This is a genomic window from Clostridium amylolyticum (assembly GCF_900142075.1).
Taxonomy (GTDB): Bacteria; Bacillota; Clostridia; order Clostridiales; family Clostridiaceae; genus Clostridium_AA; species Clostridium_AA amylolyticum.
In genome coordinates, this window is sequence record NZ_FQZO01000002.1 from 156,230 (window position 1) to 174,433 (window position 18,204).

General features: G+C 31.9%; 18 protein-coding genes. 8 read left to right on the forward strand and 10 right to left on the reverse strand.

The annotated features are described in order from the left end of the window. Window positions 1-166 precede the first annotated feature (166 nt). From BUA82_RS05285 to murI, 5 genes are all read right to left on the reverse strand, one after another. A complete protein-coding gene (locus tag BUA82_RS05285; protein WP_073005399.1) occupies window positions 167-853 on the reverse strand; it encodes a helix-turn-helix domain-containing protein in 687 nt (228 codons plus the stop codon). 83 nt (window positions 854-936) lie between these two features. After that, window positions 937-1,296: a DUF3783 domain-containing protein gene (locus BUA82_RS05290; RefSeq protein WP_083599829.1), complete on the reverse strand. Its 360-nt coding sequence runs from the start codon at window positions 1,294-1,296 to the stop codon at window positions 937-939. Window positions 1,297-1,322: 26 nt separating this feature from the next. Further along, window positions 1,323-1,844 carry a peptidylprolyl isomerase gene (locus tag BUA82_RS05295; RefSeq protein WP_073005402.1) on the reverse strand — a complete coding sequence of 174 codons (522 nt, stop codon included), beginning with the start codon at window positions 1,842-1,844 and terminating at the stop codon, window positions 1,323-1,325. Between the two features lie 349 nt (window positions 1,845-2,193). Further along, window positions 2,194-2,469 carry an STAS-like domain-containing protein gene (locus BUA82_RS05300; RefSeq protein WP_242948925.1) on the reverse strand — a complete coding sequence of 92 codons (276 nt, stop codon included), beginning with the start codon at window positions 2,467-2,469 and terminating at the stop codon, window positions 2,194-2,196. A 176-nt stretch (window positions 2,470-2,645) separates the two neighbouring features. Then, the gene (gene murI / locus BUA82_RS05305) at window positions 2,646-3,431 is read right to left on the reverse strand and encodes a glutamate racemase (RefSeq protein WP_423230445.1); all 786 of its coding nucleotides are present in this window, start codon (window positions 3,429-3,431) and stop codon (window positions 2,646-2,648) included. A gap of 326 nt (window positions 3,432-3,757) precedes the next feature. Here murI and BUA82_RS05310 point away from each other — a divergent pair, with 326 nt between their 5' ends. The 3 genes from BUA82_RS05310 to BUA82_RS05320 all read left to right on the forward strand — a co-directional run bounded on the left by BUA82_RS05310 (window position 3,758) and on the right by BUA82_RS05320 (window position 7,540). Continuing rightward, window positions 3,758-5,659: a type I glutamate--ammonia ligase gene (locus BUA82_RS05310; protein ID WP_073005405.1), complete on the forward strand. Its 1,902-nt coding sequence runs from the start codon at window positions 3,758-3,760 to the stop codon at window positions 5,657-5,659. Between the two features lie 323 nt (window positions 5,660-5,982). After that, window positions 5,983-6,348, forward strand: coding sequence for a zinc ribbon domain-containing protein (locus BUA82_RS05315; protein WP_073005407.1), 366 nt, complete (start codon window positions 5,983-5,985; stop codon window positions 6,346-6,348). 73 nt (window positions 6,349-6,421) lie between these two features. Beyond that, entirely contained in the window at window positions 6,422-7,540 is a 1,119-nt protein-coding gene (locus tag BUA82_RS05320) for an HD-GYP domain-containing protein (RefSeq protein WP_073005409.1), read from the forward strand. A 45-nt stretch (window positions 7,541-7,585) separates the two neighbouring features. Here the strand turns inward: BUA82_RS05320 and BUA82_RS05325 are convergent, their stop codons facing one another. Beyond that, window positions 7,586-7,867 carry a YciI family protein gene (locus BUA82_RS05325; protein ID WP_073005412.1) on the reverse strand — a complete coding sequence of 94 codons (282 nt, stop codon included), beginning with the start codon at window positions 7,865-7,867 and terminating at the stop codon, window positions 7,586-7,588. Window positions 7,868-8,102: 235 nt separating this feature from the next. On the opposite strand from BUA82_RS05325, the gene BUA82_RS05330 reads away from it, so the two are divergent. Continuing rightward, window positions 8,103-9,029, forward strand: coding sequence for an alpha/beta hydrolase (locus tag BUA82_RS05330; protein ID WP_073005414.1), 927 nt, complete (start codon window positions 8,103-8,105; stop codon window positions 9,027-9,029). Between the two features lie 486 nt (window positions 9,030-9,515). Here BUA82_RS05330 and BUA82_RS05340 read toward each other — a convergent pair whose 3' ends face one another. Both BUA82_RS05340 and BUA82_RS05345 read right to left on the reverse strand, forming a co-directional pair. Next, entirely contained in the window at window positions 9,516-11,165 is a 1,650-nt protein-coding gene (locus BUA82_RS05340) for a MutS-related protein (RefSeq protein WP_178140694.1), read from the reverse strand. 376 nt (window positions 11,166-11,541) lie between these two features. Beyond that, a complete protein-coding gene (locus tag BUA82_RS05345; protein WP_073005419.1) occupies window positions 11,542-12,417 on the reverse strand; it encodes an SDR family oxidoreductase in 876 nt (291 codons plus the stop codon). Window positions 12,418-12,614: 197 nt separating this feature from the next. On the opposite strand from BUA82_RS05345, the gene BUA82_RS05350 reads away from it, so the two are divergent. From BUA82_RS05350 to BUA82_RS20625, 3 genes are all read left to right on the forward strand, one after another. Beyond that, the gene (locus tag BUA82_RS05350) at window positions 12,615-13,466 is read left to right on the forward strand and encodes a polysaccharide deacetylase family protein (protein WP_083599800.1); all 852 of its coding nucleotides are present in this window, start codon (window positions 12,615-12,617) and stop codon (window positions 13,464-13,466) included. Window positions 13,467-13,752: 286 nt separating this feature from the next. Continuing rightward, complete coding sequence (gene ptsG / locus BUA82_RS05355; protein WP_073005422.1) at window positions 13,753-15,786, forward strand: glucose-specific PTS transporter subunit IIBC; 2,034 nt, start codon at window positions 13,753-13,755, stop codon at window positions 15,784-15,786. A 23-nt stretch (window positions 15,787-15,809) separates the two neighbouring features. Further along, window positions 15,810-15,980 carry a hypothetical protein gene (locus BUA82_RS20625; protein WP_178140695.1) on the forward strand — a complete coding sequence of 57 codons (171 nt, stop codon included), beginning with the start codon at window positions 15,810-15,812 and terminating at the stop codon, window positions 15,978-15,980. Here BUA82_RS20625 and map read toward each other — a convergent pair. Next, window positions 15,966-16,712 (reverse strand): type I methionyl aminopeptidase, encoded by a 747-nt coding sequence (map, locus tag BUA82_RS05360; RefSeq protein ID WP_073005423.1) that lies wholly within the window; start codon window positions 16,710-16,712, stop codon window positions 15,966-15,968. The genes BUA82_RS20625 and map overlap by 15 nt on opposite strands. A gap of 208 nt (window positions 16,713-16,920) precedes the next feature. Between map and BUA82_RS05365 the strand changes: the two genes are divergently transcribed. After that, complete coding sequence (locus tag BUA82_RS05365) at window positions 16,921-17,355, forward strand: FMN-binding protein (protein WP_073005424.1); 435 nt, start codon at window positions 16,921-16,923, stop codon at window positions 17,353-17,355. A 65-nt stretch (window positions 17,356-17,420) separates the two neighbouring features. Here BUA82_RS05365 and BUA82_RS05370 read toward each other — a convergent pair whose 3' ends face one another. After that, window positions 17,421-18,110, reverse strand: coding sequence for a hypothetical protein (locus tag BUA82_RS05370; RefSeq protein WP_073005425.1), 690 nt, complete (start codon window positions 18,108-18,110; stop codon window positions 17,421-17,423). Window positions 18,111-18,204: the final 94 nt, after the last annotated feature.

Below are 18,204 nucleotides of genomic sequence, written 5' to 3' on the forward strand. Positions count from 1 at the left end.
GTAACATTTAACCAAACAGCTTCTATAGTGATATATATTATGCAAAATATGCAAAATAGTTACACTGTTAAGTTAATACATTATGGGGTATTATTTCATTAAATTTAAAATAAAAAGAGATGAAGTTTAAGCTTAATGCTTTCTTCATCTCTATAAATCTTTATTCTTATAACACTATTTCAAGTTTAACTAATTTCGCTATGGGCTTAATGTCTTTAATAGCTGCAGTTTCAGTCTTTACAGTGCCACTGTTACTTATAATTAAAACTTTTGTATTATCCAACTTCTTAACCTGTCTCACTGCTCTTTTATCGTTATAATCCATAAGACAAATAGAATTATTCTCTAATTCTTTTATAGAATAAGCTAGCGCTATATCACCTTTAGCAATCCTATATCCAATCATGTCTTCATCTTCTATCTCAATATAAAAAACCTTATCAGCAGAATGTCCTTCTATTTTATTTGAATGCACAGGAAGCTGTCTTGTGCTTTTAACCACATTTAGAGAATAATCATACACAGGTACATTTTTTAATACTGAACCAAAGGCTTGATTCCATATATCCTTAGTTTCTTCTTGAGATTTACTTCCCTTCAAAGGAGGCGCCGAAGCTCTTTTAACTTCATTTTCTCGTTTTAAATCTTCATCTGTTGCTAGCATATTAACATCATTTAAATCTACATTTAAAACCTTAGAAATCCTGTTAATCATGCCTTCGTTCATTATTTTTCTTCCCAGCTCCACATCAGCTATAAAGCTTTCCGCAACGCCAAGCTTCTTAGCTAGCTGCTTTTGACTCATATTAGAGCTACTACGAGCGGCTTTAACTCTTTCTCCTACTCTACTCATTGGTATATTTCCTTTCTAGCTCATTTAGTTTTATATTATTTTTTAGCTCATTTGCCACTTGTCACGTGCCAGACACTCTTCCATTATTTTCTATTATTCTTAAACCATTCTCTTTCTTCCATGAGATGCTCTACTAGGTAATGGAAAGTCCAGTTTATTGAGGTAGGGGTAACCACTGCTAGTATTCCCTCTCTGCCTATGATGGCCCTAACTAATTTAATAGCTTTATCCAGCTCTTCATCTGAAAAGCTATTAAATAGCACTATCTTCTCCTCCGGAACTTTTTTATCATGTATCTCAAACTTTAATCCTTCTATTATTTGGCCTATCTTCATGCTAGCCATTTCTGTAGTTACTTCTTTTACTTCTAGGTTAGACATTCTTAACGCTTCTAGCTGTTCATTATCAAGTCCGTAAGCTAGCATCATCTTGTTATTATCCAACATACTCACTCCTTAAATATATTAACCTACCTCATTAATTTAACAGGCTCAGGATATTCTTTGCCAAAGGTATCTACAATAACACTTTCCATAACTTCATCTTCATAAGGTTTATCATTATAGTCTGTTTTTCCACTTACTATTTTATCAGCAATGTCCATGCCTTCAATTACTTTTCCAAAGGCAGCATACTGTTTATCAAGATGAGGAGCATCCTCTACCATTATAAAGAACTGACTTCCTGCAGAATTGGGATCCATAGATCTGGCCATAGATATAACCCCTCTACTGTGCTTTAAATCATTTTTAAATCCATTAGCTGAGAATTCTCCTCTAATAGAATAACCTGGGTTACCCATTCCTGTTCCTTGAGGACAACCTCCTTGAATCATAAATCCAGGTATTACCCTGTGAAATATAAGACCATTGTAAAAACCATTTTTAACTAGACTAATAAAATTACAAACGGTATTTTCGGCTATTTCTGGGTAAAGTTCTATTTTTATTTCTCCACCATTTTTCATCTTTATTGTTACTATAGGATTCATCTTTGTACCTCCTTGAATTTTGGTTTTAATATTATTATTCTATCCTTAAGGATTTAGTCTAATCAAATCCATAATTTACTATACAAAGATTATATATGATTTTTATCATTTTGGAAATAACATAGCTTATTATATATAGAATCATACTGCTAAATCATCATAAAGCAAACACTGGATGAAATAGGCATCATCCAGTGTTTAAGATATATTATTAAATTTTATTAAGATCATCTATTAACCATCCCTTGAATTTAATTACTGCAAATAACAATAGTATTAATGTTGCTATTTTTATTAACCGAATAGTTATTATTGTATTGTAGTATTAAAGAAATTGTGGTTACTTTTTCTAATTTACGAAAGTAGTACCAAGTACAACTCTATTATAATCATTGGAGTTTGATAAGTTTTTCACATTAACGTGTGAAAAAACATAGTCTCTACCTTGGTTACTCATTAATTCGCTAAATAAACAATAGAAGAAAGTTGATGGTACTTTTTCAATATCACTAAAATCTAAAACTATTTTTTCACCTATATTATCATATATATATCCTCTTAACAGTATTGCGTCCTCTACAGCAAATTCTTTACCTAAGAAATCCTTAACCTTAATATCCAACATATCTTAAACACTCCTTTTAATAATGTAATTGTAGTAATTTTCATACAATTCATTTTCTAATTTAAATATATCATGGGCATTATACTTTGTCAATACTTTAACAAACTTTTTATTTATATTTTTTCCCATAGAAAAAGGAGCTTTAAATGAGTGTTTCCATGAATTTTAAATATTTATTATTTTTTTATTCCTAAAAGTTTATAGCTTAAATTAATTATTTCTTCCTTATTTAATGAATTATATATTTTTAGACTTCCCATATTTTTAGAATTATTTAATATGCCTAAACCTTGTAACTTTCTCTTAAGCTCTCTTGCAGTTCCTTCACTTCCATCAATAATTATCACATCATTACCTACTATCTTTTGAATTTTATCTTTAATAAAAGGATAATGAGTACATCCTAAAACTATAGAGCTGATTTTGTCATTTTTATAATCCTTTAACTTATTTATTAAATAATCTTGAAGTTCTGTACTCTCTAAATCTCCTCTTTCAATATATTCCACAAGCCCAGGGCAAGGAATAGAGACTATACAAGCAGTTTCTCCATAATTTTTAACAAGTTCTTGAAACTTCTTCTCCTTTAAGGTAACGCTAGTAGCCATTATAAGTATCTTTCCTTCTCTATGCATGGCTACAGCAGGTTTTAAAGCTGGCTCAATACCTATTATAGGAATATTTTTATACTCTTCTCTAAGGCTGCTAACAGCTGCGCTAGTGGCTGTATTGCAAGCTATAACTACAGCTTTTACTCTTTGCTTAACAAAAAATTCCATGGCATTAAAAGTAAGTACTCTTACCTCTTCTGTAGACTTTCCTCCATAAGGAGCATTTTTAGAATCTCCAAAATAAATATAATTTTCATTAGGCATTAATTCCATTGCTTTTTTTAATACGCTTAGTCCTCCAACTCCTGAATCAAAGAATCCAATGGGACACTGATTATGTTCTGACATAATTATCACTCCGTATAGCTAAGATATATTTTTAGAACTTTTATTTTATAACTATTATATTATTTTATTACTTTTCTATTTATATTTCCACATACTTTATTTTAGTTTAATAAATACTTCCCTGCTGCAAATGTTTTCACATCAAATATTTACTCTTATTAATTGAAATTTCTTAAAAATCACTTAGTAAGGTTGACACTTATAAATAATATATTATAGAATTTTTTTATGGTTTAATCGATACAATATACATTATGCAAACTTCACACTTAATTATGAAAGGAAGTGACTAGGCCTTATAATATTTTAAAATTATAAGCCTAAATAAAATGTACGAAGACATTATTTATACCATTCCTAAACATATGCATACTGAAGAAACATTAAAAAAATTAATTATGGATCATCCTGAAATTAAATTTGTTTCCTTGGTGGGAATTGATCTTGCAGGTAATGATACCGACGAAAAAATACCTATAAAGGCATTCCTAGAAGATTTAAACACATTTCTTACAGGTGCTGCAGTTCAAACCGACGGTTCTTCTGTTTCTCTTCCAGGTATAGCGAGCCTAAATAATGCTAAGATCGATATGGCTGCTGATATTGATTGCACTTGGTTCGTAGACTATAACTATGATCACATAGACCCTTTCACCCATAAAGCTGTGGGTACTTTAAGAATCCCTTGCTTCCTTTATCATGAAAACAAAGCCGTAGATTCAAGGCATATTCTTAAATCCTCTATCGAAACATATAAGAATTCTCTCTTTGAATTATTTACAAATCATCCTCACATTTTAGAAGAATATAATATAACCATCGACGATATAGAGAATATATCCGCCACCGCAGCTACAGAATTAGAATTTTGGGTTAAAACTCCTAATGATAAAGCAGAAACAGAAGAGCTTTCTACTTCTCAAGTGCTTAAAGAGCAATATTGGACTCGTACAAAAGGATCTGTAAGAACTGCCTTGGAGCAAACCCTTTTACTCATGGATAGATATGGCTTTGAGCCTGAAATGGGCCATAAAGAAGTGGGTGGAGTTACAGCAAAGCTTGACGAATCTGGAAAGTATAATCATATTATGGAGCAACTAGAGATAGATTGGAAGTTTTCAGAGGCAATTCAAGCTGCAGACAATGAAATTTTCGTAAGAACCTTGGTTAAAGAAACCTTTAGACGAAATGGTTTGGAGGTTACCTTTTTAGCTAAACCTATAGATGGAGTTGCAGGAAGTGGAAAACACGTTCATGTAGGCATGGCTTTAAAACTTAAAAACGGTAAAATTATAAATTTATTTACTGGTGTTAAAGATCATTACCTAAGCGTTATAGGTTATGGATCTATAATGGGACTTCTTAAAAACTACGAAGTAATAAATCCCTTTGTGTCTGCAACTAATGATTCTTTAAGAAGGTTAAAACCCGGCTACGAAGCTCCTGTTTGCATAGTAACCTCTTTAGGTCTTACTACTCACTTACCTTCAAGAAACAGAACTATTTTAGCAGGACTTATTAGAGACCTAAATAACCCACTGGCTACAAGATTTGAACTTAGATCTCCAAACCCTCACACCAATACATATTTAGCTATGGCCGCTTGCTATATAACCATGTTAGATGGAGTATATTACGCTGTAGAAAACAATAAAGATGAGGATGCCTTATTAAGAGAGCTGTCAAAGAAACCTGGAGATGAATTCCCTTACCTAGAAACTTCTAGAGCCTATAGATCTGAAGATGATGTATTTGAAGATTTTACGGAAGAAGAAAGAGTTGCCTTCTTTGGCAAAGCTCCAGCTACAGTATATGAAAATTTAACCGCCTTTAATAAATATCCTGAAAAATTAGAAGTTCTAAAGAGAAACTCAGTATTCACTGATAAGATTATAAATTCTTTCAGAACAACAGCTACCAGAAGATGGCTTACTGAAATCTCTAACAGAATATTAAATAACTATATAGATGAAATAAGATCCTATAAAGCCCTTCACTCTCTAGACAAAGCTCTAGACCTAGATATAACAAACTGGATGGCTATAAACGAGCTAAGGCACTATATCATGAAGGACTCTTATACAAACAGGAGCTTATTTACAAAAATAAAAGAAGCCGCCGCTTCCGAAAATTATACCAAAGTATCAGAACTTCAATTAGAGCTAGATGAAAAAATGGATATACTAAGGAAACTATATAATTCCTATAAGAAAAACCTACTAGATATATGAAGATACTTTAGAATTTAAAATTTAGAATTGAGAATGAGGGAAAAAATTCCTGACGGAATTTTGGTAGAATATAATATTAAACTCCTTTGGAGTTTAAATGAAGAGAGAAAGGAAACCTGAAAGTTTCCTTTCTTTGTTTTAAATATATTTAAAATTTTTCTGATTCTTTTCATCAGAAAAATATCCGTCATTTTAAATTCTAAATTCTCAATTATAAATTACTTTGTCCATTTTAAATTCTAAATTCTAAATTTTAAATTATAAAAATCACCCTTGATTTTTGTATCATATACTGTAGTGATAATTAATTTAAGGAGTATATTATGGATTTTAAGCGTTCATTGAGTTCCTTGGGTCGTGCTCTTAAAAGCGGAGGTGAAAAGACATTAAAAAAGTCTACAGTTTTTATGGATATTTCACGAATAAATATATTGATAGCCTCTAAAGAAAAGGATATGGAAGATATATATTGTTTAATTGGAGAAAAAATATATAAGAAATATGGCAAAGAGCTTTTAAGATATAAAGAATTAAAAGAGATATGCAATGAATTAGAATTAATTGAAAAAGATATCAAAAAACTGAGAAAAGAGATATCTGTTATAAAAGAAGAAAAATTTTGCCCTTATTGTGGTGAATCCATAGACAAAAAATCAAAGTTTTGTCTAAAATGTGGCAAACTTCTATAATTTTTTTAGTTTCTATACTTTTAGTAAAGATTATTTTTACAAAAGATAGTATAATTTTTATGAGGTGTTTTGTATGAGACTGATTCCTATAGAAAGTATAAGGGAAGGAAGTTATCTGGCTCGCACTATATTTGACGATAATGGTAGAATCCTTCTTAAGGAAGGAATAAAGCTTACATCACCCATATTAAAACGTCTAAAATATATTCAGATATACTCTCTCTATGTTCAAGATGATTATAGCGATATTGAAATAGAAGATATAATTAAGCCTGAACTAAGGCAAAAATCTATAAAGATAGTAAAAGAAACCTTTACCAGCATAGAAAGATTACAGGTACAACTTCAGCAGTCTATGTCCCATAGCAGTAAGCGGTTATCATTATTAAAGACCCAAGATGAATATTTCTCTTCTATTTATGATTTAGCTCAAGAACTTATTGATAATGTATTAAGTAATAAGTCTGTATTGGTAAATCTGGTGGATATTAAAAGCATGGATAATTATACTTATCAGCACTGTGTAAATGTTGCAGTTTTAGCCTTAGTGCTGGGCATAGGTCTTCAACTTAATAAGTATGAATTAAGAGATCTTTGCGTGGGAGCTCTTATCCATGATATTGGTAAGGTTTTTGTATCAAAAGATATAATATTAAAAGAAGGTCCTCTCACTAAAGAAGAGTTTATGGAAATTAAAACCCACTCCTTAAGAGGATATGATTATTTAAGAAACGTGCAAAATATAACAAGCTCTTCTAGGATGGTGGTTCTTCAACACCATGAAAGACAAGATGGTAAAGGTTACCCTGAAGGCATATATGGAGAAAAAATAAATAAGCTTGCAAAAATTGTAGCTATTGCAGATGTATATGATGCTCTTACTTCTGATAGACCTTATAGGCGCGCTATGCTTCCTAATGAGGCTATGGAGTATATTATGGGAAATGCAAGCACTATGTTTGACTATAACTATGTTAAAGCATTTTCTAAGGTAATTGTACCTTATCCTAGTGGAACCGTAGTAAAGTTAAGCAATGGTGATGTAGGTGTGGTAGAAACAACACCTTTAAACTTTCCTCTAAGACCGGATGTGAGAATAGTAAAAAGTCTAGATAAATCAAAAATAGGTTGTTTAGTTAAATTAGTTAAAGAACTTTCTGTAGTAATTTCAGATATAGAGTATTATGTATAAAGGGCAGATGGGGTAAGTATCTGCCCTTTTTACGTCTGCAAATATTTAAATAGAGGTAAGAGCTATAGAATTCTTGCTTAATATCTCATAAGAATAGAATTTATTATTTATAAAAGGATTAGAACTTATTATCTCTTCAGCTTCAGTTAGATCCTTTGCTTGAAAAATTATAGTGCCGCCATTTTTGTTTAGGGTACCTGCACAAGCAAGATATTTATTATAAATAGAATTTTTTATGTCATTAACTTTTCTATCTTTCGCTCTAGCATCTGAATTTGTGTCTATTTTGTAATTAATTTTAACGAATATTCCACCGGATTTTTTCATCTACGGTTCCTCCTTTTATTTTAGAAGTTCACTATAATCTATTTCGTAGTATGAATAAATATTACTTTTTTAACTATTTTTATTCGAACATCTGTTTGTTATAATAATATAATATCGAACGTACGTTTTATTGTCAATATATTATTAATAAAAACTGTACTTATACCGTAATTTATTATTATAATAGAATAAAGTATAGAAAGGAGGTGAGAGCATAAAAAGAAAATCATTATTTATGGTAGGTTTAGCGTTTATACTGATGTTTTCAGGCTGTTCTTTTAAGAAATCTTATGACGGCTCATATCAAACTCAGGATAAATCAACAGTGGTTAAAGAAAAAGCTAAAAAAGATATTGAGGTAGGAACTATTTTTAAAGATGTAGTTTATAAATCTGTAGATGATGGGGATTTAAAACTAGATTTATACACTCCTTTGAAGGTTATACATAATCCTTCTCCTGTAGTAGTATATATTCATGGTGGCAGCTGGTTTTCCGGAGATAAATCAATACCTCATAATTTAGAACCCGTTATCAATCAGGTTAGAGAAAGCGGATATACTGTAATAAGCATAGAATATAGATTAGTTAATGACAAAGTAAAATATCCTATACCTGTTACAGATACTAAGGACTCTTTACGATGGATTTATAAGAATGCGGATAAATTTAATCTTGATCTTTCTAATATTGGAATTATAGGAGTTTCCGCAGGAGCACATTTAGCAATGCTTTCTGCATATAGCGGCAACAATGAATTTCTTGGCAGCGAAGAGCTTAGAAATTATTCCTCTAAAGTAAAATATGTAGTAGACTTTTCAGGGCCTACCACTTTTTATGGATTGGATAATAAAATTACAAATACTTCTGTCGAAAACTTAATGGGAGATCTTGCTAAAGATGAAGCAAAACTCAAAGAAGCAAGTCCTATTAATTATATAAATTCCAAATCCCCAACCACTCTTATAGTTCACGGCTCTAAAGATGATATAGTGCCTTTAAAGCAATCTCAAGACTTTTATTCAAAAGCAAAAGCTTCTGGTGCTAATGTAGAAATGATAATTGTAGATAAAGGGGATCACGATATGTCCGGGGCAAGTGCCATGGATATATTAAACACCTTAAAAAATGTTTTTGAATTTATAACAAAAAATACAAATTGATTAAAATCTACTTAATATATAATAAAACTGGCTCATTAGTAATTTAAATACTAATAAACCAGTTTATTTTTTTACTTATAATTATTTATGTAAATTATAAAATAAAAAGAATATACTATAACCGTAAGAAATATCATTCCATTTAATAGTAAGGAATTCATAGTAAAGGCTCTATAAGCGGAGTTAAAGAAACATGATATGGTGGTAGCTCCAATAATTCCATATATACCTATACCTTTTCCCTTGAGAGCTAGATAAGAACTTATAATTCCTATGCCTCCAAATATTATATAAATAAATAATTGAAGAGAGGTATGGTAAGGATCTTTCAATAAAACTCTTTTAATAAAATAATATATAATAACTGACAAATTAACAATTATATATAAATATAGAGTATTTTTAATAAAAGAATTTTTTATATCTTTTCTCATATATAGCTCCTTTTTATAGATACACTTGGAATAGGAAACTTATTCTTCTCACCTAATCTAATCTCTTCTGAGAGTTTATTATTATTTCTTCAGGATATCCCAAGTATTTTAGAAGCTTAATAGCGTTTCTAGTAGGGGACACTCCTCTTTTAATCTTATAATCAAAGCTTATACCTTCATTATCATCTACATTTTCGCTAAAGTAGAAGGGTTCAAAATAGTGGGATGTAAGTTCTGTAAGCTCTAAGTCGTGGGTGGCAACTACGCAAATAGCGTTATGCTCCATAATATAATTCAATATTTCTGTGGAGGAAGCTATTCTTTCTATAGGGTTAGTGCCACGGAATATCTCATCTATAATGCAAAGGCAGCATAATTTTCCTTCCACTTTTTTTATAATTCTTAATACTGCTTCTGCTTCTCCTAGGTAGTAGCTCTTTCCTTGAGCTAAATCATCCTTAGGACTTATGGAAGTCACTATGTTAAATATACTTCCCTCATAAGCTTCAGCGGTAACAAAAGCTAGGGTTTGTGCTGTAACTGCACTAATACCTATGGTTCTTAAGAAGGTAGACTTTCCAGACATATTAGACCCTGTAAGTATTATTCCCTTATCCCCTATTTCTATAGTATTAGGAACCCCATCTATAATAATTGGGTTTATGGCATTTTTTATAATAAGTTTCTTTTCTTCCTTTAAAAATACTGGTTCAGCACAGGTACTAAGAGTGTTTTTATACATGGCTACGGCAGTTAAAGCGTCTAATTCACCTATGGTGTTGTATATAGTTATAAGATCTTCTTTAGACTTTTCAATCTTATTCATTATTTTGTAATAAGCTCTTACTTGAACTAGGAAAATGGTATTAAAATAGTCCGCCAGAATGTCCAAACCTTCTACTCTTCCTATGGAGGAAGAGTTTTTTAATATAACATCACAAGTTTTTTTGCTATGTAGTAAAGTTTCCCTATAATCTTTTAAAGCTTCATTATCAAACTTGCAAAAACCTTCTACTGAAGATGCTATGGAAGATAAATAGCTAATGGAAAGTACTCTTTCATTAATACTTTTATTTATTTTATAATGTATATACATATTTATGGTAAACACCCCTATAGCTGGCAGCACTGCATTCATTCCTATAAAAGGTATGGCAGCTAAAAATAAAGGCCCTAGAAGTGCTAATATATCAAATATTAATTTGTTTACATATTTATGTTTGCCAGTATATATGAACTCTACTATGTCACCTTTGGTTTGTCTTCCAAGAAGAGCTAGTATTTTTCTTGCTTTATTCCTGTCCTCAGCATTTTCTTGAAAAAACTTTATTACATTACTTCTTTTTTTGATGGCTTCTGCGTTTATAAGTGGCTTTCTAAGTAATTCGTACAGCTTTTGTTCCCCTGGAGTGGTTAGTGTAAAATCCATCTCTCTATACACTTTATCCATTTCTAAGTCCTGCCAGGTCTGATCATCTATAATTATATCAATATCCTTTTTTTCCATATTTTCATAATTAAACAATCTAGTTATAACCTTAAAATCTCTCTTTCTATTTTTCATTTCTTCCATAGAAAGATTTAAATTGTCTAAATTAGATTTTCTGTTTTGATGCTTAATAAGCAATATTATTATGAGCACCACCAGGCAAAAAGCCGCAGTATAGTGCCACCCTTCACTAAATAAATATCCACCTGTCATTTTAATCCCCCTTATGTATGTAAATTTAATAGTAATAATAAAGATATACTCCATTATAATTGTATATAAAATAATCTTAATACATCATTTTACCTACCATTTAATTATATACATAAGTATTACTCCTAACAATGGATTTCATGTGCCTCTCTACCCCTTAACTCTTAAATCTATCTTAAAAACTTAAAAAAGTAAGAAGTAAGAGGTAAGAGTGAAGAGTTAAGGATAAAACTCATAGAGTTTTTATAATTAATTTGTGGATAAGTAAGAGGTAATAGCTAAGAAGTAATAGTTGTGGTGAAAATTCACCTTTGCTGAATTTTTTCAAAAACTCTTACTTCTTACTTCTTACCTCTTAGTTCTTACCTATTATCTATTATCCATTAACTATTTCTCCACCATTTACATGAATTACTTGCCCTGTTATATAAGAAGCCGCTTCAGAAGCTAAGAATACATAAGCTTGAGCCACTTCCACCGGTTGTCCTGCCCTTCCCATAGGAACATCTGCACCAAATTTAGCTACTTTATCGGCATCAAAGGAAGCTGGTATTAGAGGAGTCCAAATTGGTCCTGGAGCTACTGCGTTAACCCTGATTTTTTGATTTACCAGTTGACCGGAAAGGGAACGGGTAAAGGCTAGCATAGCTCCTTTAGTAGCGGAATAATCTAATAAAGAAGGACTTCCTCTATAAGCTGTTACAGAAGTTGTATTTATTATGCTGCTTCCCTCCTTCAAATGTGGAACTACTGCTTTTGTAATATAAAAAGCGCCAAATATATTGGTTTTAAAGGTCCTCTCCAGTTGTTCCTTGGTAATATCTACTATACTCGCTTGTTCATGCTGTTCTGCTGCATTATTAACCAATACATCAATTTTACCGTAGTGCTTAACCACTTCATCTACAGCATATTTGCAGAACTCTTCATATCCTATATCCCCAGAGATAAGTTTACATTTTTTGCCCACTGCTTCTATATGTTTTCTTGTTTCTTCTGCATCAGAAGTCTCATCTAGGTACAAAATAGCTATATCAGCTCCTTCATAAGCAAAAGCTACTGCTACAGCCCTTCCAATTCCACTATCTGCCCCGGTAATAAGCGCTACCTTTCCTTGTAGCCTTCCTGAGACTTTGTTATAATTTGCATCTTCAAATACTGGATTTGGATTCATCTGATTTTCCATACCAGGCTGTTTTTGCTGCTTTTGCGGTGGTTGATTCTTAGGAAAACTTTCGGCTATGTTATTCATTTATATTCTCCTTTCAAAGATATTTATTTTATCCATATATTATTTAATTTTTCTCATAGTAATATACCCTTAGTTTGCTTACATATATTTTATATATGTGTAATTAACATTCCATGTATAGAGTGTTTCCTTTTTGTATTTATTTTCTATACTTTTTATAAATACTTAATAAATTATTATTATTATGGGAGGAAGCTATGAGATATCTATCCAAAAAGCCCTATATACTTAAAGAAAAGATATGCTTTATAGGTTTACTTTTGATAATTTGCGCCTTTAGGCTTATTAAAATACAATATTTTCATCCAAAGGATACTATTCCTGTGCCTCCCATAGCACAAGAAGAATTTGGAAATTTTATTACAGAAGAAATTCCTCCTGAACCTATACCTAAAAAAACAGAAAAAAGTGTTTTTGCTGTAAAGGAAATTCTTAATGACAATTTAGAATATAAAGCTTTCTTAACCTTTGACGATGGCCCCAGCTCTAATACAGAAAAAATTTTAGAAATTTTAAATAAATACGATATAAAAGCTACCTTTTTCTTAGTAGGAACTATGGTAGAATCCCAAAGGGATTTGGTAAAAAAAATTCATGAATCTGGACATTCCATAGGAAATCACAGTTATAGCCATAATGTGCGATATAAAAATTTTTCTCCAAAATACTTCGTTAATGATATTAAAAGAAATGATGCATTACTCAAAGAAGTATTAGGTAAAGACTTTAAAACTAATTTAGTGCGCTTTCCTGGGGGATCTTTTAACCTTAATAGCTACAAAGCTAGTTTGAAGTCTTCAGGCTTCGAAGATATTAACTGGAACTTATCCAATGGGGACACTTCTGCCATAAAGGTGCCAAAGTCTGCCTTACTAAATAATATATATAAGGAAACAGAAGATTTAAACAGCACAAAAAATGGCCACAATCTGGTAATACTCATGCATGACCTAAGCCCTAAAGACACTACCGTAGAAGCTCTTCCAGAAGTAATAGAATTTCTACAGAAGAAAGGTTATAAGTTTTGTGCCATTAGTGAAAGAAATTAAATTTTAAAATTTGTTAAAAATTTAAAGTTGAAATCATAAAATTTAAATGTTATAATTCTTTTATAAATTTAATAAAACTGTATTTATTACTGTTACGTGTTACTGATTTTAGCAGGCATGAGTAAGGTAATAGATTAGAACAGGATTTTTATATCCTTTTCTTTTCTATGCTTTCTCATGCCTTTTATTTTTTGTTTTAAAGGGAACTATAAAGTATATAGCTCTTTTTTCAAAAAATAATGAATACAATTTTAATTGATATTTATAAATATAAGGAGGTAATCTTATGTCATCATCAAAAAAAGGCTTTGGTGTATTACAAAAAGTAGGCAGATCCCTAATGCTGCCTGTGGCTCTGTTACCTGCAGCTGGTATACTACTGGCTTTTGGTAATATGTTTCAAAATGAGGCATTTCTTCATAATGTGCCTGCATTAAATGTATTTTGGTTTCAACAAATTGCAAAGGTTATGGAGCAATCTGGAGGAATCATATTTGACAACTTGGCATTATTATTTGCTGTAGGGGTAGCTGTAGGCTTTGCAGATGGAGAAGGTACAGCAGGGCTTGCTGCTATAGTTGGTTTCCTAATAATGAATAAGACCATGGGGCTAGTTGCAGGAGTTACTCCAGAAATTATAAAGGGTAATCCTGCCTATGCTAGCGTACTTGGTATCCCCACCCTTCAAACCGGTGTTTTTGGAGGTATTATAATAGGTGTTATAGCTGCAGTGTTATATAAAAAATATTATAATATAGAACTTCCTTCTTATTTGGGCTTCTTTGCTGGAAAAAGGTTTGTACCTATAGTAACAGCAGTTGCTGCTTTATTAGTGGGCTTGGCTATGGTAATAGTTTGGCCTCCCATTCAAAATGGATTATTTATATTCTCTAGAAGCATGATTGATACCAATAAAACTTTGGCAGCTTTTGTGTTTGGTGTAATTGAAAGAGCTTTAATACCTTTTGGACTACATCATATTTTCTATAACCCCTTCTGGTATCAGTTTGGGGAATACACCAATAAAGCTGGAGAGCTTATATTAGGGGATCAAAAGATTTTCTTTGCTCAGCTTAAAGATGGCGTTCCTTTTACAGCTGGAACCTTTATGACTGGTAAGTTCCCCTTTATGATGTTTGGGCTTCCTGCTGCTGCACTAGCTATGTATCACGAAGCTAAACCTGAAAAGAAAAAACTGGTAGGAGGATTGTTAGCTTCAGCTGCCTTAACTTCTTTCCTTACAGGGATTACTGAACCTATAGAATTTTCATTTTTATTTGTAGCTCCAGTATTGTTTGCAATACATACAGTATTTGCTGGGTTATCCTTCATGATTATGCAAATACTTAACGTTAAGATAGGTATGACCTTCTCTGGAGGTGTCATCGACTATATACTCTTTGGTATAGTTCCTAACAGAACCCACTGGTGGATAGTTATCCCTGTAGGATTAGTATTTGCAGTGATATACTACTTTGGCTTTAGATTTGCTATTAGAAAACTAAATTTAAAAACCCCTGGTAGAGAGGATTCCAACGAAGTATCTTCTGAAGGAAATATATCCAAAGGTACAGACTTAGCAATACAAGTATTAGGCGCCTTAGGTGGAAAAGAAAATATAAAGGATTTGGATGCTTGTATCACAAGACTTAGGGTAACCGTAAGAGATGCTAAAAATGTTAACAAGAATGAATTAAAGAAATTGGGAGCTTCTGGGGTATTAGAAGTAGGAAATAACATTCAAGCTATCTTTGGACCTAAATCCGATAACTTAAAAACCCAAATTAAAGACGTTATAGCAGGAAACATACCTCAAGTCACCGTAGATAGCCTTACAGATGTAAAAACTACCGCAGCAAGCAGTGCTTCAGAAGTAATAGCTCTTCCTATAAGCGGTAAGCTATTAGAGCTTTCAGAGGTTAAAGATGAAGTGTTTTCACAAAAGATGATGGGTGAAGGATTTGCTATAGAACCAAAAGAAGGTGTTGTGCTTTCTCCAGTAAACGGAAAGATCAGCATTCTATTCCCCACTAAGCATGCTATAGGCATAACCTCTGATTCTGGTTTAGATATTCTAATCCACATTGGCATGGACACAGTAAATCTCAAAGGTGAAGGCTTTGAAGCCCTAGTATCCCAAGAAGACTCAGTGGTAGTAGGTCAGCCCCTTATGAAGTTTGACCTAAATCTGCTAAAATCAAAGGTGCCATCTATGATCACCCCTGTTGTGTTTACAAACCTCACACCAGAGCAAACCGTGGACGTAAAATTCGGACACACTGGTAAAGCCGGAGAAAGAGGACTAGTGAAGATTAATTAATAATTTAAAATTGAGAATTGAGAATGAAGGAGGAAACTCCTGACGGAGTTTCTATAAATTTAATTTCAAAAAATGCCCAAAGGCCTCCAGCCTTTGGGCATTTTCTTATTATATTTGTAAGTTTTTCTGATGCTTTTTCAGAAAAACTATCTATCATTCTAAATTCTAAATTGTCAATTCTAAATTGCAGTTAAAATTATTGGTTCGTTGTTGTGAACTACCACTGTATGCTCAAATTGAGATACCCAGCTGCCGTCAGGAGTTACTAATGTCCAGCCATCTTCCAGCTCTTCTATATGCTCTGCTTTTGTAGATATAAAGGTCTCTATGGCCAAAACCATTCCATTTACCATAAGCTCATCATTTTCTTTGTTATAATAATTAAAAATATATTGAGGTTCATCATGAAGCTTTTTTCCTATTCCATGGCCAGTAAGGTCTCGTATTACTGTAAAACCATTGTTTCTAGCCTCATTAAATATAGCTCTTCCTATCTGATTTACTTTACTTCCTGCCTTGGCCTTGGCTATGCCTTTGTAAAGTGCATCTTCAGAACACTTTAACAACTTCTTAACCACAGCAGGTGACTCTCCAGCTATAATAGTCGCTCCAGTATCGGAATAAAATCCATCCAACACTGCAGACACGTCTACGTTAACTAAGTCACCCTCTCTTATTACTCTTCCACCAGGTATACCGTGAGCTACTTCATCGTTTATGCTTATGCAGGTGTATCCTGGATAATTGTACTCAGTTATAGGTGCAGATTTTGCTCCGTAGGAATCTAGCACTTCCTTTGCTATCATATCTAATTCCTTAGTAGTAACTCCAGGCTTTACTGCCTTTAGCATTTCTTCTCGAGCTATGGCAACTACTGTACCTATCTTTTTTAGTGCTTCAAACTCGCTTTCATTTTGTATTATCATACTATCCCTTCTTTACAATATTTAATCTTTATAATTAATAGCAATATTTAATCAACTATCATTATTCATATGTCCATATTTAATATATCACTTTATAGTATATCTCTCAACCTTACAAGATTAATTATAGTAATGTATATTTTTAAGATTTTTATCCATTACTAATACTATAAATAATTTTAAACCTAATATCTAAGGAGGCTTTTATATGAAAAAAATACTATCAGCAGCGTTGGCAATTTTCTTAACCTTTAGCTTAAGTGCTTGTACAAAAACTGCTAAAAAAAGTGATGAGAACAAAGGCACCACCACTGGAAAATATAAGGATGGAACTTATACTGGAAAAGGTGACCCTTGGCAATATGGTTCAGAAGAAGCAATAGTAGAAATCAAGGATAGTAAAATTACCTCTATAATCCTTAAAAGATTAGATAAAGAAGGTAAGGAAGTTAATTATGAAGACTGGCGAGGACAAGAAGTGGGCGGAAAAGTTTATCCTAACCTTAAGCAATATAGAATGGATATGTCCAAAAAAATGCTAGAAAAGCAAAGTGCAGATGTAGATACCATAACAGGAGCCACAGTGAGCACAAAAAACTGGAAAGTAGCTGTACAGAGGGCTTTAGATCAAGCTAAAAAATAAGATTGAAAGGGTGTAAAATACTAGGCTGGGCAACTTTGCCCAGCCTAATACTTTTTCTCTGCCCCTCAATATTTACTCTTGTTTCTTTTTTCTTCGCTAACCATGGTTTCATCCCTTGATTTATGCACTTTGATCTCACATATTTCATCCAGCTTAATCAATATGTTTCTATATTTATCATCAGTGCTATCATTATCATATAGTTCTTTATATGTAATATTGTCAATGTCACAATGAAGTATCTCTATAAAATTTTTCCCATATAATTTCTGAAGAAAATGTTTATATCCTTCTATTAAATTTTTTTCATATTCCTTAATGTCCCAAACCCTAGCCATGGTATAATCATTAATAGTCTCCATAAGACCATAAATCTGATAAATGTAACTTAATTCTTCTAGCTCATATTTATGGCTAAGGGCAGCTATTACTGAAGCATAGTTCCTATTTAGTGGAATTAAGCTTCTATAAAGGGTATAATTCTTTTCATACATTTTCAGCACCCTAATACTTTGATATAGAGCTGTACATATGTCTAATCTTACTATGTTTGCATACTGGCAAAGCCTCTTATGGTGAAATTTTTCATCCTGCTTTATATTCTCATAAAGTATTCTTTTTTGCTCTTTTAAGGTTATGCGGGTATTTTTCATAGTAATAACATAAGTACAATAAGCTCCCAAAAGCGAGCCTATTATTATAGCACCTGCAGATATAAAAGTATTTAATAATGGAATAGGTATATTTTTAAACAAACTCCCACCACTCCTTTCAGATAATTATATAAATACTCAAAGTGGTGAGTTTATTTTTTGTATAATTAAAATAATTATACAGCGACAATTTAGA

Bases quoted from the DNA above. Each gene is read 5' to 3' on its own strand.
- BUA82_RS05315 (WP_073005407.1), top strand. From the start codon at position 5,983: ATGGATTTTAAGCGTTCATTGAGTTCCTTGGGTCGTGCTCTTAAAAGC.
- BUA82_RS05340 (WP_178140694.1), bottom strand. From the start codon at position 11,165: ATGACAGGTGGATATTTATTTAGTGAAGGGTGGCACTATACTGCGGCT.
- BUA82_RS05325 (WP_073005412.1), bottom strand. From the start codon at position 7,867: ATGAAAAAATCCGGTGGAATATTCGTTAAAATTAATTACAAAATAGAC.
- BUA82_RS05330 (WP_073005414.1), top strand. From the start codon at position 8,103: ATGGTAGGTTTAGCGTTTATACTGATGTTTTCAGGCTGTTCTTTTAAG.
- BUA82_RS05350 (WP_083599800.1), top strand. From the start codon at position 12,615: ATGAGATATCTATCCAAAAAGCCCTATATACTTAAAGAAAAGATATGC.
- BUA82_RS05320 (WP_073005409.1), top strand. From the start codon at position 6,422: ATGAGACTGATTCCTATAGAAAGTATAAGGGAAGGAAGTTATCTGGCT.
- BUA82_RS20625 (WP_178140695.1), top strand. From the start codon at position 15,810: ATGAAGGAGGAAACTCCTGACGGAGTTTCTATAAATTTAATTTCAAAA.
- map (WP_073005423.1), bottom strand. From the start codon at position 16,712: ATGATAATACAAAATGAAAGCGAGTTTGAAGCACTAAAAAAGATAGGT.
- BUA82_RS05300 (WP_242948925.1), bottom strand. From the start codon at position 2,469: ATGTTGGATATTAAGGTTAAGGATTTCTTAGGTAAAGAATTTGCTGTA.
- BUA82_RS05345 (WP_073005419.1), bottom strand. From the start codon at position 12,417: ATGAATAACATAGCCGAAAGTTTTCCTAAGAATCAACCACCGCAAAAG.
- BUA82_RS05285 (WP_073005399.1), bottom strand. From the start codon at position 853: ATGAGTAGAGTAGGAGAAAGAGTTAAAGCCGCTCGTAGTAGCTCTAAT.
- ptsG (WP_073005422.1), top strand. From the start codon at position 13,753: ATGTCATCATCAAAAAAAGGCTTTGGTGTATTACAAAAAGTAGGCAGA.
- BUA82_RS05295 (WP_073005402.1), bottom strand. From the start codon at position 1,844: ATGAATCCTATAGTAACAATAAAGATGAAAAATGGTGGAGAAATAAAA.
- BUA82_RS05365 (WP_073005424.1), top strand. From the start codon at position 16,921: ATGAAAAAAATACTATCAGCAGCGTTGGCAATTTTCTTAACCTTTAGC.
- BUA82_RS05310 (WP_073005405.1), top strand. From the start codon at position 3,758: ATGTACGAAGACATTATTTATACCATTCCTAAACATATGCATACTGAA.